Genomic DNA, 14,366 nt, shown 5'->3' with positions numbered 1-14,366 from the left:
CTACACGATTATATCGCAGTTTCTCAGAGCACGACACTGTTTGTCGTTAAATTTCATGAAAATTAGGCAGAGCATATAAAAAAGAATCGGGAGCCCTGTATACAGACTCCCGAACTTTTCTCTCTTATATAACAGAGAAATACCGGCACTAACTACTTAACGGCCTCCTTCAAAGCTTTACCAGCCTTGAATGCAGGAACGTTAGAAGCAGCAAGTTTGATCTTTTCCATGCTCTGTGGGTTGATACCCATTCTTGCAGCTCTGTGGCGTACTTCGAATTTACCGAAACCGGTAAGAAGTACTGCATCACCTTTTGCAAGAGCTTTTGTTACAGCGTCGAGCATAGCATCAAGAGCTTCAGAAGCTTGCTTCTTTGTTAAGCCAACTTCATTAGCTACTACCTCTACTAAATCTTTCTTCAACATTTGCGTATGCCTCCTTTCCAAAGAGTTAATATGAAAAATCCTCTTAATAAGGGCTTTCATATTAGCCAAAAATAAAAGATTTTTACAAGCTTGTCAATAATCCTTTAGTTATAGGATTTCATTTATACGCCTTATTGCGACGGCCTTTGTTGGGGATTCTATGTCAATAATGACTGCATCAAAGCGAATTGGACCCTCTTCCTCGATCTCATACCGAGGTGAGTAGGGATACATATTTTGCTGATAGATAATGTCTTTTTTGACCCACAGGGCCGAGTCGTGAGGGCCACACATGCCTAGGTCGGTTATGTACGCCGTCCCACCTGGCATCACCCTTTCATCGGCAGTTGGAACATGTGTGTGAGAGCCTACTAGAGCGCTTATCTGCCCATCAAAGTATAATCCAGCCGATAGTTTTTCACTGGTCGCCTCTGCATGGAAATCGACAATTATTCCTGCATACTTCTCGTACTCGACCTCCTTCAGATAGCCTTTCAAGGCTCTGAACGGCTCTGTAAGCGTCCGTTCATTCATAAAGGCAATTCCCATCAATGAGATCACCAAAATCGTGCCTTTAGCTCCTAGATCGATCTCACCGAACCCTTTGCCAGGGAGGTCGTCTGGGTAATTTATCGGACGAATGATTGGATAATCGCCGCCAAGCAGCTCATGAAAGTCCTCGTGGCGCCAGATATGATTGCCGGCCGTCATGAAATCTACTCCTGAAGCCATTAATTCGTTTACTGTGGAAATAGTCGCACCTCTACCATGAGCAAGATTCTCGATATTGGTCATAACCAGATCGATATCGTGCTTCTCTTTCAGCTTAGGGACCATGCGGGAAACGGCCTCACGGCCTGGCTTCCCACATATGTCTCCCATTATTAATACTCTAATCATTTCTCCCCTCTCTAATTACCGCTAACTATTTGGCAACCTCTTGGACTCGCTTCTCACGGATAACTGTGACCTGCACAGTACCTGGATATGTTTGAGTCTCCTCAATCTTCTGAGCGATATCCTTTGCCATGATTGTAATATCATCATCCGATGTTTCGTTTGGCTTTACAAGCACCCGCACTTCACGGCCTGCATGTATTGCGTAAACTTCATCAATCGACTGACCACCAACCTCTTTTGCGATATTCTCAATACCCTCTACTCGCTTGATATACTGCTCGTAGCTGTCTTTTCGAGCACCAGGTCGTGCACCTGAGATTGCGTCCGCGAAGTAGACAATCCATGCCTCGATTGACTGTGGTTCGATATCGAGGTGGTGTGCCTCAATTGCGTTCACTAGCTTGTCAGGCAGCCCATATTTGCGTGCGATCTGACCCGAAATATGATGGTGAGCACCCTCAACCTTGTGGGTAAGCACCTTACCAACATCGTGTAGTAGGCAGGCCTTCTTTACCAGATCTACATCTGCCCCAACCTCTGATGCGATTACGGCGCCAAGTCGAACCACTTCAATAGAGTGCTTCATCAAGGTCTGGCCGTAGCTGGTTCGATACTTCATCTTTCCAACTAGCTTGAGCAAGCCGAGGTCCATCCCTGGCCAATTAGCCTCATCGGCCAGAATCTGACCATTCTTCTTGATCTCAGAAGCGATCTCATTCTTAGCTTTGCGGATCTCATCCTCAATCGTGCCTGGGTGGATACGTCCATCTTTGATCAGCTTCTCCATCGCAACTCTGGCGATCTCTCTACGGAGCGGATCAAATGATGACAATCCAATTGATGTTGGCGATTCGTCAACAATCACATCCACACCGGTAGCTTTCTCAAAAGCGCGGATATTTCGTCCATCCTTACCGATAATTCTACCCTTAACCTTTTCATCCTCTACTTTCACGCTTGAAGTTGTAGTCTCACCGACATAATCAGTGACAATGCTCTGCATAGACTCAACAAGGATCTTCTTTGCCTTCTCATCAGCGACCTCTTCGGCACGCTTCTCGGCCTTGCGGATAAGCTTTGCCTGGAAGTTCTTAATATCTTCCTCAACCTCTGCGAGAAGCTTCTCCTTAGCCTCGTCGCGGGTAAGACCTGAGATCTTTTCAAGCTCAGTTTTAAGCTTGAGGCGAGTTTCTTCAATAGCCTTCTTTGCCTGCTTTACGCCATTCTGTTCAGCCTCGAGCTCTTCTGATTTGCCGTCTAGAATCTTGCTTCGCTCGTTTAATGATTTCTCTCGGGCGACAAGCAGATCTTCCTGCTCGGTTAGCTCCTTGCGAAGCTTGCGCATTCTCTCTTCAGACTCCTGTACTACACGCTCGGCTTTCTCTTCTGCCTCGCGCATCTGCTCTGCGGCTCTCTTCTTAACTATTCTCTCTATTTCCTCTTCTGGCATCTCCTCAACTATGGTGGTCTCCATCTTTGATCTCAAGACAAAGAAGGTCACCACAGCTGCCAAAGCCGCTGCTACCAAAGCAGCAACTATTACAGCGATAATTTCCATTTCACTTAACATTAAAATTTAACACTATAGTAGTGTTAAAGAAGGGATGCGCAATAATTACCTATTCGTCAGTATTGATGGATATTCCAGGCGCACTCTTTGCCGCCCAGCTTTCGTCGTTTCTTAAATTCTGCAAATCTAAACAACTTTCCATATATAAATCTGTCAGTGCTTCAAGCACAAGAATTCAGTAATTATTAGCGATTATGGTAAAAACCCCTAATCTAACACATTATCACTATCTTGAGATTATAGCATGGAAGAGGTTAAAGATGAATTGGGAAAACGACTCAGCTGCCAATTTGTTCCAATCAACTTAATGACGTAATATGGAGTGGCGTAATCTTAATGCACTTCAATTGATGTCACAATATGACCAGATTGCCTCCAGGTACCACAAATACATGCTAGATCATGCTGGAACCGCCGAGGAAGATTTCATTCATTTGCTTGGGTTAGACAGAAAGCCCATTTCCATCTTTGAGTACGGTTGCGGATCTGGTCGTGATGCAGCGTACCTACTATCTCAACATGAACTTATCTCCAAATATGTAGGTATAGATAATTCTGAGGGTATGCTTCATGAATTCCGTAGTAATGTAACTGATGGTAGGGCTACAGTCGAGTTGGCCGACCTTGACGAATATAGCTTCGGTTCAGCGACATATGACCTGATCTTTGGTCGATTCTCTATACACTACACAAGGGACATTGCCAAACTTATGCAGAAGACCCACAGTGCAATTAATCCGGGCGGCTTCTTTGCATTCCGAGATGTACACCCACTCGTAGGCCTCTTTAGGAAGAAAAGTAAGCTATATCACGTTAAGGAGGATGTTGATTTCCCACTCGCAGGGGGCAAAAGCGATATGTTTGTAACACATCCGACATTCACCTTCGAAGAGTATATTAACTCGGCCTCTGCCGCAGGCTTTAGAATATTGAGGGTAATCGAAAGACTCGGCACTCAGTCAAAGGAGTTAGGGGTCGACGGCTACGAGATACCAACTACTGTGTCATTCTTCTTGCAGAGAGACTAGTGTATGCCGAGGAATTCAAACCTCGGAACTTCCTTCCCATCGACTACAACATTCTCCAAGAACATCGAAAGTGGCCTGACCCACATATGGTTATGACCATCTTCGCTCTCGTACAGATGAACATATACAACCATCTCCTCTAATGTCTCACTATGTGATGCGATGCCCAGAACGAGGTACTTCTTACCCTTGTAGTGACGATACACGCCACATTTAATCTTTGGCTCCATTATTTAATCGTTGCTTTAGAATTTAGTAGAAACACTGCCTGCTTCCGATCCAGATCCGGCCACCTAATATTTTTCCAATCCCCGACCTTGGCCGTCTTTATGTACTGATCTTGGCCACCAAGATTCACAGCAATCGAGAGCTCACAGTTCGGGTGGCACACATTTAGCATCGAATTCCACAGGTGGCGATTCCGATATGGCGTCTCAATAATTATATGTGTCGTCGCACTTTTTAGAGAATCAGCTTCCAGAGCTCGTAACACATCCTCTCTTTTATTCTGATCGACAGGCAGATAACCGTCGAAGCAGAACTTCTGGCCGTTCAAGCCCGATGCCATCAGCGCAAGCAGTATCGAAGATGGACCAATCATTGGGACTACCTCGATATTCTTCATATGTGCTAGCCGCACAAGCCTGCTCCCAGGGTCTGCTACAGCAGGCACACCAGCTTCTGTCATCATCCCAGTATCGACTCCGTCGCTGAGCAGCCTGATTAATTCGTGCGCTGCTTTATCTCTCGTATGCTCATCGAATGTATAGATCTCAATCTCTTGGATCGGAGTCTCAGGATTGAGCAGCTTTAGAAATGCTCTAGCGGTTTTAGGATTTTCGGCAAATATCCTCTTCAGCTTTCTTACCTTTTCGGCATCTCCCGGGAGGAGAAATTCCTGCTGCGATGGCGATAGAGGTGTCGGCACTAGATATAGCTTGCCGGCTTTGTTCCTTTTTTGGTTAGATTTCTTCATGATGCGTCGGCTAATTGTTTTAGAATATCTTTATACTCTATAGATGTTATACCATCTTCACCTAGCTCGTTCATCTTCTCAATTAACCGCTGATAAAACCTGATGTTGTGGATTGTTGCTAGAGTCATTCCTGTCATCTCGCCCACCTTTATCATCTGATGAATATAGGCCTTTGAGTGGTTTGTGCATGCCTCGCAGTCGCAGCTCTCATCGATAGGACCGGTGTCGGTTGCGAATTCTGCATTTCGTATGCGCATCTCGCCATTTGTAGCGGTCGCCGAGTAAAGTGTGCCATGCCTTGCATTCCTTGTGGGTAGCACTGTATCAAAAAGCTTGTATCCTACCTGAGCCGAGTAGAAAATATCATCGGGCTTCCCTACCCCCATCGCATACTTGAACTTATCGGCCGGAGTGTTGTCCACCACTGTCTTCATCTGGTCTAGCACAAGCTTCCCTTCATCATCCAGTACATAGCCACCAAAATTGTAGCCATCAAAGCCGATCTCTGTCAGCGCTTCCGCACACTTGATTCTTAGGTCGCTGAAATTCGCCCCTTGAACTACTGCTGAGAGCATCTTTCCCTCTCTTTCAGCGTCGCTGTAGCTGGTTAGGTAATGCTCTTTGCATCTCTTTGCCCATTCAATTGTTCGATTTACTGACTCTTCAGCTTCCTCGCGTGTTGTTACTGCCTTCCTGCAATCATCAAGCACCACCAGTATATCTGTACCCAGCATCATCTGAATATCTATCGACTTCTCAGGTGTCAGCACATGTGTTTTGCCATCTCGTGGAGACTTAAATATAGCTCCATTCTCGTCGATCTTTCCTTCCCACTTACCTGAGTGTAGAAGTGAGAATACCTGAAAGCCTCCAGAATCCGAGAGGGTAAGTCCATCCCAGCTCATAAATTTGTGGATGCCACCTAGCTCTTTGATCCGCTCAGGGCCGGGCGAGATAAGTAGATGGAGGGTGTTTACTACGATGCCTTTTGTGTTTGTGGATTTTAGCTGCTGCGTGGTGATTGAACGGACAGCTCCGCGTGTAGCATCTGGCAAGAAGTTAATGTTATTTAGATCGTGCATGGTGTTATTATACCGCGTTTTTTGCAAAATGCTCAGACCCGATCGGGTCTGAGCACTTCCACTCTGAGCAGAGCGGGTCTAACCCACTTAGGGCTGCCACATGGTTAACCCAAAATCAACATAGAGTCTCCATAGCTAAGAAACTTGTATTCCTGATCAATAGCCTCTTGATATGCACGCATTGTTAGATCGTAGCCGGCAAAAGAGGCAACCAGCATTATTAGGCTTGATTTTGGCGCATGAAAGTTTGTCACAAGCCGATTTACAATTTTCCATTCGTAACCAGGATAGATATAAATATTCGTCTCGCCGCTGCTGGCTTTTACCAAATACCGAACGCCATCCAGGCCTGCATCTTCGTTACGAACACGCAGGTATGCGCAGCTTTCCAGGACTCTAGTTGCAGTTGTGCCAAACGCCCACACATTCTTGCCACTGCTGATAGCTTTATTCACTGCTGCGGCTGTCTCTTCGCTCAAGTGATAACGCTCGGTATGGATCTGAAAATCCTCTATCTTCTCGGTGCGAACGGGAGCGAATGTCCCCCAGCCTATATCGAGCTCCACGAAGACAACTTCTGCACCTCGGGCCTTTATCTGGTCGATAAGCTCATCGGTAAGGTTGAGGCTTGCTGTTGGTGCTGCCACTGAGCCAGGCTCGCTTCCAAATACTGTGTTGTATCGGATCTCGTCTTCAGCGGTTGCTTCACGCTTGATATATGCAGGGAGCGGGACATTGCCATATTTAGAGAATAGCTGCTCAGCTGAGATATCTAATATTTCAACGAGAAAACCCTCGCCAGACTCTCCTCTCGACAGAACTTTTAAAAGTGCTTCCGAGGCATCTACTACCCTGAGCAGATCGCCCGCTTGCACGTTTTTGGCCCTACCGATTAATGCGAACCACTTCTCATTTCCCTGCTCATTCAGATTCACTCGATTAAGGAATAGCACCTCAACCCTTTTGCCGTTTGATGAATTTTCCATATATAGCCGGGCTTTCTGTACAAGTGTGCGATTTAGTACTACCACATCGCCCACTTCAATATAATCAGGAATATCGGAGTAGTTTTTGTGAGAGAGCTTTGAGCTATTTTTGTCGAGAACCATCAGCCGTGTCGTCCCACGCTCTGCTGGTGGTGAATCGGCGATTAGCTCTGAAGGCAAGTTGTAATCAAAATCTGTCGTAAGCATGGGGATAATTATACAGCAGAAGTGTTATCTAGCTCATCTCCTAGTGCTATAATCCAGTATGGCAATCAAGACACTCTTTCTCGGCTCCAATTGGGAAGCACTCACAACATTAAAGACATTGCACCAAGATAGTCGTTTTGAAATTGTTGGCGTAATCACCCAGCCCGACAAGCCCACAGGCCGCAAGCAGGAGATCTTACCAACCGAGGTTAAGCAGTACTGCTTAGACAACAACATCCCCGTATTCCATACAGAGAAAGATGAGGCAAAATACCAAGAGGCGCTCGATACATTCAAGCCTGAGCTACTTGTGTGCAAATCATTTGGCGAGATAATTCCTGAATTCTTCTTGGAGGCACCTAAGTATAAAGCTATTAATATCCACTTCTCACTCTTGCCAAAATATCGCGGAGCAATCCCGATTCAGAAAGCAATCTTAGAGGGCGATTCTAAAACAGGCATATCAATTGTGCGCATGGTGAAAGAGCTCGACGCCGGCGAGGTGCTCGAGACATTTGAAGAAGATATATTGCCTACGGATACAAATCAAACCTTGCGCGAGAGGCTTGTAGAGAAAAGCAGTAAGGTAATCGGCGATATTTTAATGAAATGGGTGGCAGGAGAGATTAAACCGATCCCACAAGATGAATCTAAAGCAACCTTCTGTTGGCAGAAAGAGATTTCGAAGGATGCAGCTCAGATAAATTGGAGCCAACATGAGCCTGACTATATCGAGAAGATGGTGCGCGCGATGCAGCCGTGGCCGGTGGCGTGGAGTTTCTTCACAGAAGGACGACGGATGAAAATTTTCAAAGTAGAGGTGATTGATAATAGCGACGGACAGCTGCAGATTGAAGCTGGAGATTTCTACACCAAGGAAGAGAGGCTTTTTGTAGGGACAAAAAATCCATTGAAATTGATACAGATTCTTGAGCTTCAGCTCGAGGGGAAGAACCGTATGTCCGCCGCAGAGTTTGTGCGCGGGCAAGACTTATAGTTTAGCAATACGCTACTTATTACAAGTATCACATATTTCATATGTGTTACAAGTATCACATAAGCCGGATTCTGTTTAGACAGCCATCTATCTATGCCCCGTTTGGGTTGCTTCGAGAGGGGGTTACCCGCGCCGGAGCATTGCTGCTCAGGCCGGTAGTCTCTTACACTGAAGCCCGAAGGCCTCATTCTCCGTAGTCCCTAAGGACGCAGGAGAATACCTTTTCACCCTTACCCTTCAAAGCTCTTGCGAGCGAAGAAGGGCGGTTTGCTTTCTGTTGCCCTTTTCTCCGAGAAATCACTTCCCCCCGGCTCCTTTCCCTCCCTCGCTTCTTACGAAGCTTCGGAGAGCTCTTGCCGGCTCTCATCCCGACATGTTCGGGATCGACATGAAGTCCGGACTTTCCTCCCGACCATCCCGCTAACTTATAGTGCGGTTCGCACTATAAGTTAGCGGGATGGTCGGGCGACTGTCTGTGATACTTGCGACGTAATTATACAACTATTCCCTCAGGAATAACAGAAATAGCGATTAGACAACAAAACGAAAACAGCATAATATGGAGAGAATTTAAACAAACTGCCATGAAAACATTTATAGATATCTTCAGGTGGCTCCTGACAGTTCTTTTCTCAGCTCTGCTACTTATCATTACCTTTTTAAGCCTCAATGTATTAGTTCTCTCCTCAAAAATTACTGACGCTGACGATGTTAAATCGTGGATTAGCAGCTCAGGTTTATATGAGAATCTCGTCCCAATCGGGCTGCTTGTATTGGAGGATCGACTTCGAGAGGGCACCCTCGAAGATGAAATCTTTATGACAGAGGAAGAGATCGAGGAGCTTGCGGGCTCAGTGCTAGAGCCGGAGTGGGTACAGGAACAGGTCGAGATTGTCATAGATGCATTATATAGCTGGCTAAATGGTGATACTGAAAGCATACAATTCACAATCGACCTAGCCGACCGGAAGGCCGAAATTATTAATGTGATCAACACGATGCTAAAGCGGAAATTTGAGGCGGCGTCACTTTGTACCCAGTCAGAGATGCTTGAACTGGGAGATAATGAGTTTGACCCCTTCTCATACAGCTGCTTACCACCCGGGATGACAGTCGAAGAGGCACACAGCAAAGTCGACGAGTTTACACAGGCTATGTCCGAGCATGAGGCATTCCTTGCTGATACGAAGCTAGACTCATCTATGGTCATGTTGCCACCAGACGTCGAGGAAAATGCACCGCTCGTTTTTATGGCTCTGAAATATGGTCCTTATGCACTACTGCTGCTTGGCTCACTTATCTCTCTGCTAATTGTTGCAACCTCCCCTAACCATAGGTTTGGATTCAACCTTGCTGCTGTCGTGTGGGCTTTGAGCGGATTCCTGCTTGTAATTATTTCAATCATCATAACCAGCAGCTACGAAGAGTTTATCGAAATATACTTGTCTGAGATTGTTCCACAGGACCAGATCTTTATAGTTAAAGAGATCGCCTCACCGCTATTTATTGCTGTAGTGCTCGACATCGCCAGATCATATCTTTATATTGGCTTGGCAACCGTGATGGCGTCACTACTTTCAGTGGTCGGAATATACTCGGTCGAATTTCTGATCGACTACAGGAGAGGCATAAAAGAGCGAAAGAGTTCTCCTTTCCCGAAATAGGCTTTTAGATTTTTCAGATATTTTTAATGTTTACATATCATAATCTGATATGTATTCATCAGTAAGCAGCATTTTGCCAATCGGCTCACTCTACGAGCCAATCAAGATAGAAGCCAAACTTTTAAGCGGGCTTCCTTCTTTCAAGATTGTCGGAATTCCAGAGAGGTCCGCGAGGGATATTAAAGAGCGGGTCTACTCAGCTATCAAATCATCGGGCTACAAATTTCCTTCAAAAAAAGTAAGAGTTTCTATCACCCCGTCAGGCTTTCCTATATCATGCGAGGGCTTGGATCTGCCTGTCGCCATATCGATTCTTATGGCATCGGCTGCTCTTCCAAGCAGCTCTGGAAAAACAGCTGCATACGGTGCACTCACTCTTGCAGGAGAATTGAAAGGCTGCTTTGGCATGCCGCAATTTCGCAGCTTTGCTACTTCTTTAGAGGCAGAATCAACAAACTGTTCCTCACTGCTTGATGCCTGCCGCGCAATTGTTTCGAGTAAAGCAGCTCCACTTTCCTTAAGCAAACAGATTGAGCTTATCGGCAAGAGATCACCAAACAGCTCGACGCGGCTCGTCGTGAACGATTATATCCGCAGAGTTCTTCTTATAACTGTCGGTGGTAGGCACAACTGCCTTATCCGTGGACCGTACGGGATAGGCAAAAGCAAATTTCTGGAGCTGATGAGTCAGATATTGCCTGAGCCAGTTGATGATGAGCTGGATCAGCTAGGAATGATGGAATACAAGGAAGAGGGGTACCATTTCCCTTACTCGCAGATCACGCCACTAACCCATATGACTGACCTAATAGGGAAGCCATCCCAGCCTGGCAGCGGAATCTTGCACCGCTCAAATTTAGGTGTAATCGCAATCGATGAGATCAATAGCCTAAGCAATCGCGCCATCAGCCTATTTCAAGAGTGCCTAGACCGGCAACAGCACGAGCTATATATCTGCAATCGACCGTACCGCATCCCGACCAAATTTATACTCGCAGGCAGCATGAATCTATGTAAGTGCGGTCTCAAAGGGCTTGAGACCAATGGGGATACGGCTTTACAGTGCAGCTGCTCGCAGCTTGATATCGAGCGACACAATTCTAGGATGACGCCACGATTCTTGAGTCGATTCGCAGTCCGAGTGACATTAAACAGCAACCTATTGGATTCTGAGGGTAGCCAGAGCTCAAGCAAGCAGAACGAGCCCGAGCAGATTAGCAAAAGCATCCGGCTGCTATGGAATCTACAGCGAGAGAGAGGAGGTATGCTCAACAGCCAGCTCGAGGTTACCGATATAGATCAGACAATTTACAGCAGCGAGGCGCTCGATCAACTAAGTACGATTAGGTCACGCGAAAGAGTGCCATTGAGAGACTGCCTCAGCATTGCTAGGGTCGCGCGAACAATAGCCGATATAGACGGGAATGAACTTGTAACAGTTGAAAATATGCTCGAGGCCAGAGGACTTCGATAAAAGCGTAAGACTAACGCTTTGAGAACTGTGCCTTCTTTCGAGCTTTGCGAAGATTGTACTTCTTTCGCTCAACCATCCTTGGGTCGCGGGTTACCAAGCCCTTGCTTCGTAGCTTTGGCTTGAGCTCGCTATCCATGCTGTAAAGCGCTCGGGCTAGTCCAAGCTGAACAGCTTCTCGTTGGCCAGTCATACCACCACCGCTTACCTTAGCTGTGAAGTAGTACTCACCCTCGAGACCTACAGTCTTTAGTGGCTCCAAAACGATAGAAACATCTGCCTTTGTAGGGAAGTAGCCGTCCAATGGCTTCTCGTTTACGATGCTTGTATCTTTTCCTTTGTAAATTCTTACTCGTGCGGTTGATGTTTTTCTTCGACCTACACCTTCAAAATACTTCTCAGCCACTACTTAGCAGATAACAATTTATATTCAACGGGCTTCTGTGCGTCGTGCTTATGTGTCGCACCTGGGTACACAAACAATCTCAGCATTCTACCATCTCGAAGCTTGTTCTTTGGGATCATATTTTTGACAGCTTCTGCAATTACGAATGTTGAGTCCTTCTTCATCTGCTTATCAAAAGTGATCTCCTTGAAACCACCAGGATAACCGCTATGTCGCCTATACATCTTCTGTGTAGCTTTTCGACCGGTAACCTTAACATTGTCGCTATTGATAACTACAACATAGTCTCCTGAGTCGAGGTTTGGTGACTTGTTTACTTTATGCTTTCCAATAAGCAGCGATGCAATCTGAGTAGCTACACGGCCAAGTACCTGGTCACCAACATCCACTAGGTGCCAATTTCGCTCAATGTTTTCTGGTTTTACCCAATCTGTCTTATATTTCATCCGAGTCTATCTAAATTAATGCTTAAATTCCTGATCTTACTGTTGACTTACCCTTGTTGCTACCACCGATTCGGCTTCTGAATGACTTGGCAATCTTGCTGCCGATCTTGTCATCCTTGGCACCCTCTTGTGCGGCTAACTCTGTCTGCTGCTTGGTTGCTTCTTTCACTTCAGCCTCTTTCTTCTTGCTGTCTGCTGTGACTTTCTTCCTCTTTACATGCTTCTTAACGCCAGCATATCCAGTTACCTGTACCTTTGATTTCTCACTGTTGTCACCAGCTCTAAATCCCACTTTCATGATTGTTACACCTGTATTACCTGCTGCAACATACTCCTGAACTGCTTTAACAAGTCTTGCATCTCCGAGCATCATGTTGAGGTATCTAACTGTTGCGAGCTCATCTGCACCCTTTTCTGCCTTCTTGAGCAGACTCTCAGCATTGGCCTTCAACACCTTTGCTTTAGGGGTTGTAGTTGTAACTCTACCGTCAACAAAAAGCGATCGAACCTGGTTCTTAACCAACGCATGCCTGTGTGACTGCTTTCTTCCTAATTTTTTTTGTCCTGTCCTCTTAAACATCTAACTAATCAGTTAATAATAAATCTTATGCCTCGATCTCAATGCCATACTGGCTCATCAGATCCAAAACCTCGTTGAGTGACTTGTTGCCAAATCCAGGAAGTGCCAAAAGGTCACTTGCTGTTACCCCTCGAAGGTCGCCAACTGTCTCATATCCTCCTGCCAACAATCCTGACTTTGATCTCTTTGAAATTGGAAGATCTTCAACTCTCCATCCGCTAACTTCATCGTCCATCCCTTCACCAGCTGCTTCTGCGGCTGTGTCGGACTCTCTTGCTGCCTGTGCCATCTCCTCAACCTCAGTAACAGGCACACCAAGTGCGACCATTACCTTGCCTGCAAAATCCTGGATGATTTTAGCAGATTCTAAGAGAGCATCAATAGGCTTGATTGAACCATCTGTCTCAATCTCTACGATTACAGCGTCCAAGTTGGTCTTCTGACCCTTACGTGCGCTGGTTACATCGAAGCTAACATTCTTGATTGGTGAGAAGTCTGCATCAAGAGGGATTCTTCCCATCTCTGATCGACCTGCTTCATCAGCTGTCCTATATCCAACACCCCGCTCAACAACGAGCTCCATGCTTAATGAAGCTTTCTTATTTGTGAGGGTTGCGATATGTGCCTTATTATCACTTACTTCAACACCACCTGGGAGCATCAAGTCGCCAGTTGTGACTTCTTTCTCGCCTGATACATCGAGCGAAACAATCTGTGGCTCATCTGATGTTGAGCTAAATTTCAATGCTTTCAAATTCAAGATAATCTCAACTACATCCTCTTTTACACCCTCAATTGTTGTGTACTCATGATCAATCCCTGCAACCTTCAAGCTTGTGATTGCTGCTCCCTCTAGGCTTGAGAGAAGAACCCTTCTCAATGAGTTTGCGAGTGTATGACCATATCCTCGTGGGAGAGGTGAGATCTCGAACTGGGCTGCATTGCCCTCATCCTTTACCACTTTTACCTTTATATCTTTAAAATCGACCATTATATTAATGAATAAATTAATGTTATCTAGAGTAAAACTCAATAATATAGTGCTCTTTGATTCCCTGATCGATCTCATCTCGCTCAGGCAACCTTCCAACTTTCACTACCGACTTTTCACCCTCAATCCATACTGGCTTTGGAATCAAGCTTTCAGCTGGCTTCAGTTTCTCATTCTTCAATTTCACCTCGTCACCAACTTTTACCTCATAAGATGGGATGTTCATTACTTTTCCATTAACCTCTACATGCTTATGTGTTACAAACTGGCGGGCTGCCGATCTTGAAGGTGCCAAGCCTGCGAGATAGATTACGTTGTCCAATCGTGTTTCGAGCAACCTTAGAAGCTCAAGACCCTTATCACTCTTGTTTACCTTTGATCTTCGGTTAGCCTCGGTATAGAGGTTATTGAACTGCTTTTCACGCATTCCATAAGTCCTCTTTACTCTCTGCTTCTCACGCAACTGGATACCATACTGAGACAATCTTGGCTTTCGCGCATTGCCGTGCTGTCCAGGTGCATAAGGCTTGCGTGCAAGTGCATCCTTCTCTGAGTGCGATCGCGAACCTTTAAGGAATAGGTTAATTCCTTCTCTCCTACTTAGTTTTCCTTTTGGTCCGGTATATCTTCCCATAGC

At 45.8% G+C, this 14,366-nt stretch carries 16 protein-coding genes and 1 other RNA gene; 4 read left to right on the top strand and 13 right to left on the bottom strand.

Annotated elements, in window-relative coordinates; translation table 11 throughout:
- Nucleotides 1–152: 152 nt before the first annotated feature.
- The 3 genes from QY318_03020 to rny form a co-directional block, all read right to left on the bottom strand.
- Nucleotides 153–425 (bottom strand): HU family DNA-binding protein, encoded by a 273-nt coding sequence (locus QY318_03020; protein ID WKZ30796.1) that lies wholly within the window; start codon nucleotides 423–425, stop codon nucleotides 153–155.
- A 108-nt stretch (nucleotides 426–533) separates the two neighbouring features.
- Complete coding sequence (locus QY318_03015) at nucleotides 534–1,307, bottom strand: TIGR00282 family metallophosphoesterase (protein WKZ30795.1); 774 nt, start codon at nucleotides 1,305–1,307, stop codon at nucleotides 534–536.
- A gap of 43 nt (nucleotides 1,308–1,350) precedes the next feature.
- Nucleotides 1,351–2,883 carry a ribonuclease Y gene (rny, locus tag QY318_03010; protein WKZ30794.1) on the bottom strand — a complete coding sequence of 511 codons (1,533 nt, stop codon included), beginning with the start codon at nucleotides 2,881–2,883 and terminating at the stop codon, nucleotides 1,351–1,353.
- A 329-nt stretch (nucleotides 2,884–3,212) separates the two neighbouring features.
- Between rny and QY318_03005 the strand changes: the two genes are divergently transcribed.
- Nucleotides 3,213–3,923, top strand: a complete 711-nt coding sequence (locus QY318_03005) for a class I SAM-dependent methyltransferase (protein ID WKZ30793.1) — start codon at nucleotides 3,213–3,215, stop codon at nucleotides 3,921–3,923.
- Here the strand turns inward: QY318_03005 and QY318_03000 are convergent.
- The 4 genes from QY318_03000 to queA all read right to left on the bottom strand — a co-directional run bounded on the left by QY318_03000 (nucleotide 3,920) and on the right by queA (nucleotide 7,174).
- Nucleotides 3,920–4,153, bottom strand: coding sequence for a DUF1653 domain-containing protein (locus tag QY318_03000; protein ID WKZ30792.1), 234 nt, complete (start codon nucleotides 4,151–4,153; stop codon nucleotides 3,920–3,922). The genes QY318_03005 and QY318_03000 overlap by 4 nt on opposite strands.
- Nucleotides 4,153–4,899 carry an SAM-dependent methyltransferase gene (locus QY318_02995; GenBank protein ID WKZ30791.1) on the bottom strand — a complete coding sequence of 249 codons (747 nt, stop codon included), beginning with the start codon at nucleotides 4,897–4,899 and terminating at the stop codon, nucleotides 4,153–4,155. The genes QY318_03000 and QY318_02995 overlap by 1 nt, the downstream gene beginning before the upstream one ends.
- Nucleotides 4,896–5,981, bottom strand: a complete 1,086-nt coding sequence (gene tgt / locus QY318_02990; protein WKZ30790.1) for a tRNA guanosine(34) transglycosylase Tgt — start codon at nucleotides 5,979–5,981, stop codon at nucleotides 4,896–4,898. Before tgt ends, QY318_02995 begins: the two co-directional genes overlap by 4 nt.
- Before the next feature lie 104 nt (nucleotides 5,982–6,085).
- Nucleotides 6,086–7,174 (bottom strand): tRNA preQ1(34) S-adenosylmethionine ribosyltransferase-isomerase QueA, encoded by a 1,089-nt coding sequence (gene queA, locus QY318_02985; GenBank protein ID WKZ30789.1) that lies wholly within the window; start codon nucleotides 7,172–7,174, stop codon nucleotides 6,086–6,088.
- Nucleotides 7,175–7,232: 58 nt separating this feature from the next.
- Between queA and fmt the strand changes: the two genes are divergently transcribed.
- Entirely contained in the window at nucleotides 7,233–8,171 is a 939-nt protein-coding gene (gene fmt, locus QY318_02980) for a methionyl-tRNA formyltransferase (protein ID WKZ30788.1), read from the top strand.
- 45 nt (nucleotides 8,172–8,216) lie between these two features.
- Here fmt and rnpB read toward each other — a convergent pair.
- Nucleotides 8,217–8,656, bottom strand: an RNA gene (rnpB, locus tag QY318_02975) — RNase P RNA component class A.
- Nucleotides 8,657–8,755: 99 nt separating this feature from the next.
- Here rnpB and QY318_02970 point away from each other — a divergent pair.
- Both QY318_02970 and QY318_02965 read left to right on the top strand, forming a co-directional pair.
- The gene (locus QY318_02970; protein WKZ30787.1) at nucleotides 8,756–9,835 is read left to right on the top strand and encodes a hypothetical protein; all 1,080 of its coding nucleotides are present in this window, start codon (nucleotides 8,756–8,758) and stop codon (nucleotides 9,833–9,835) included.
- 49 nt (nucleotides 9,836–9,884) lie between these two features.
- The gene (locus tag QY318_02965; protein ID WKZ30786.1) at nucleotides 9,885–11,309 is read left to right on the top strand and encodes a magnesium chelatase domain-containing protein; all 1,425 of its coding nucleotides are present in this window, start codon (nucleotides 9,885–9,887) and stop codon (nucleotides 11,307–11,309) included.
- A 10-nt stretch (nucleotides 11,310–11,319) separates the two neighbouring features.
- Here QY318_02965 and rpsI read toward each other — a convergent pair whose 3' ends face one another.
- Genes rpsI through rpsD form a run of 5 tightly spaced genes read right to left on the bottom strand, consistent with a single transcriptional unit; the run spans nucleotide 11,320 to nucleotide 14,363 of the window.
- Nucleotides 11,320–11,712: a 30S ribosomal protein S9 gene (rpsI, locus tag QY318_02960; protein ID WKZ30785.1), complete on the bottom strand. Its 393-nt coding sequence runs from the start codon at nucleotides 11,710–11,712 to the stop codon at nucleotides 11,320–11,322.
- The gene (rplM, locus tag QY318_02955; GenBank protein WKZ30784.1) at nucleotides 11,712–12,158 is read right to left on the bottom strand and encodes a 50S ribosomal protein L13; all 447 of its coding nucleotides are present in this window, start codon (nucleotides 12,156–12,158) and stop codon (nucleotides 11,712–11,714) included. The genes rpsI and rplM overlap by 1 nt, the downstream gene beginning before the upstream one ends.
- Nucleotides 12,159–12,180: 22 nt before the next feature.
- Nucleotides 12,181–12,738, bottom strand: a complete 558-nt coding sequence (locus tag QY318_02950; protein ID WKZ30783.1) for a L17 family ribosomal protein — start codon at nucleotides 12,736–12,738, stop codon at nucleotides 12,181–12,183.
- A 25-nt stretch (nucleotides 12,739–12,763) separates the two neighbouring features.
- Nucleotides 12,764–13,729 (bottom strand): DNA-directed RNA polymerase subunit alpha, encoded by a 966-nt coding sequence (locus QY318_02945; GenBank protein ID WKZ30782.1) that lies wholly within the window; start codon nucleotides 13,727–13,729, stop codon nucleotides 12,764–12,766.
- Between the two features lie 22 nt (nucleotides 13,730–13,751).
- On the bottom strand, nucleotides 13,752–14,363 hold the full coding sequence (gene rpsD / locus QY318_02940) for a 30S ribosomal protein S4 (protein ID WKZ30781.1): 612 nt from the start codon (nucleotides 14,361–14,363) through the stop codon (nucleotides 13,752–13,754).
- Between the last annotated feature and the right edge of the window lie 3 nt (nucleotides 14,364–14,366).

This window comes from Candidatus Dojkabacteria bacterium, assembly GCA_030583845.1.
In the GTDB taxonomy this organism is placed as follows: domain Bacteria; phylum Patescibacteriota; class Dojkabacteria; order SC72; family JAHDCA01.
This window is presented reverse-complemented; position numbering and strand designations above follow the sequence as displayed.

Bases quoted from the DNA above. Each gene is read 5' to 3' on its own strand.
- rpsD (WKZ30781.1), bottom strand. From the start codon at position 14,363: ATGGGAAGATATACCGGACCAAAAGGAAAACTAAGTAGGAGAGAAGGA.
- QY318_02995 (WKZ30791.1), bottom strand. From the start codon at position 4,899: ATGAAGAAATCTAACCAAAAAAGGAACAAAGCCGGCAAGCTATATCTA.
- QY318_02970 (WKZ30787.1), top strand. From the start codon at position 8,756: ATGAAAACATTTATAGATATCTTCAGGTGGCTCCTGACAGTTCTTTTC.
- tgt (WKZ30790.1), bottom strand. From the start codon at position 5,981: ATGCACGATCTAAATAACATTAACTTCTTGCCAGATGCTACACGCGGA.
- QY318_03020 (WKZ30796.1), bottom strand. From the start codon at position 425: ATGTTGAAGAAAGATTTAGTAGAGGTAGTAGCTAATGAAGTTGGCTTA.
- rplM (WKZ30784.1), bottom strand. From the start codon at position 12,158: ATGAAATATAAGACAGATTGGGTAAAACCAGAAAACATTGAGCGAAAT.
- QY318_03000 (WKZ30792.1), bottom strand. From the start codon at position 4,153: ATGGAGCCAAAGATTAAATGTGGCGTGTATCGTCACTACAAGGGTAAG.
- QY318_03005 (WKZ30793.1), top strand. From the start codon at position 3,213: ATGGAGTGGCGTAATCTTAATGCACTTCAATTGATGTCACAATATGAC.
- rny (WKZ30794.1), bottom strand. From the start codon at position 2,883: ATGGAAATTATCGCTGTAATAGTTGCTGCTTTGGTAGCAGCGGCTTTG.
- queA (WKZ30789.1), bottom strand. From the start codon at position 7,174: ATGCTTACGACAGATTTTGATTACAACTTGCCTTCAGAGCTAATCGCC.
- fmt (WKZ30788.1), top strand. From the start codon at position 7,233: ATGGCAATCAAGACACTCTTTCTCGGCTCCAATTGGGAAGCACTCACA.
- QY318_02965 (WKZ30786.1), top strand. From the start codon at position 9,885: ATGTATTCATCAGTAAGCAGCATTTTGCCAATCGGCTCACTCTACGAG.
- QY318_02945 (WKZ30782.1), bottom strand. From the start codon at position 13,729: ATGGTCGATTTTAAAGATATAAAGGTAAAAGTGGTAAAGGATGAGGGC.
- QY318_03015 (WKZ30795.1), bottom strand. From the start codon at position 1,307: ATGGGAGACATATGTGGGAAGCCAGGCCGTGAGGCCGTTTCCCGCATG.
- QY318_02950 (WKZ30783.1), bottom strand. From the start codon at position 12,738: ATGTTTAAGAGGACAGGACAAAAAAAATTAGGAAGAAAGCAGTCACAC.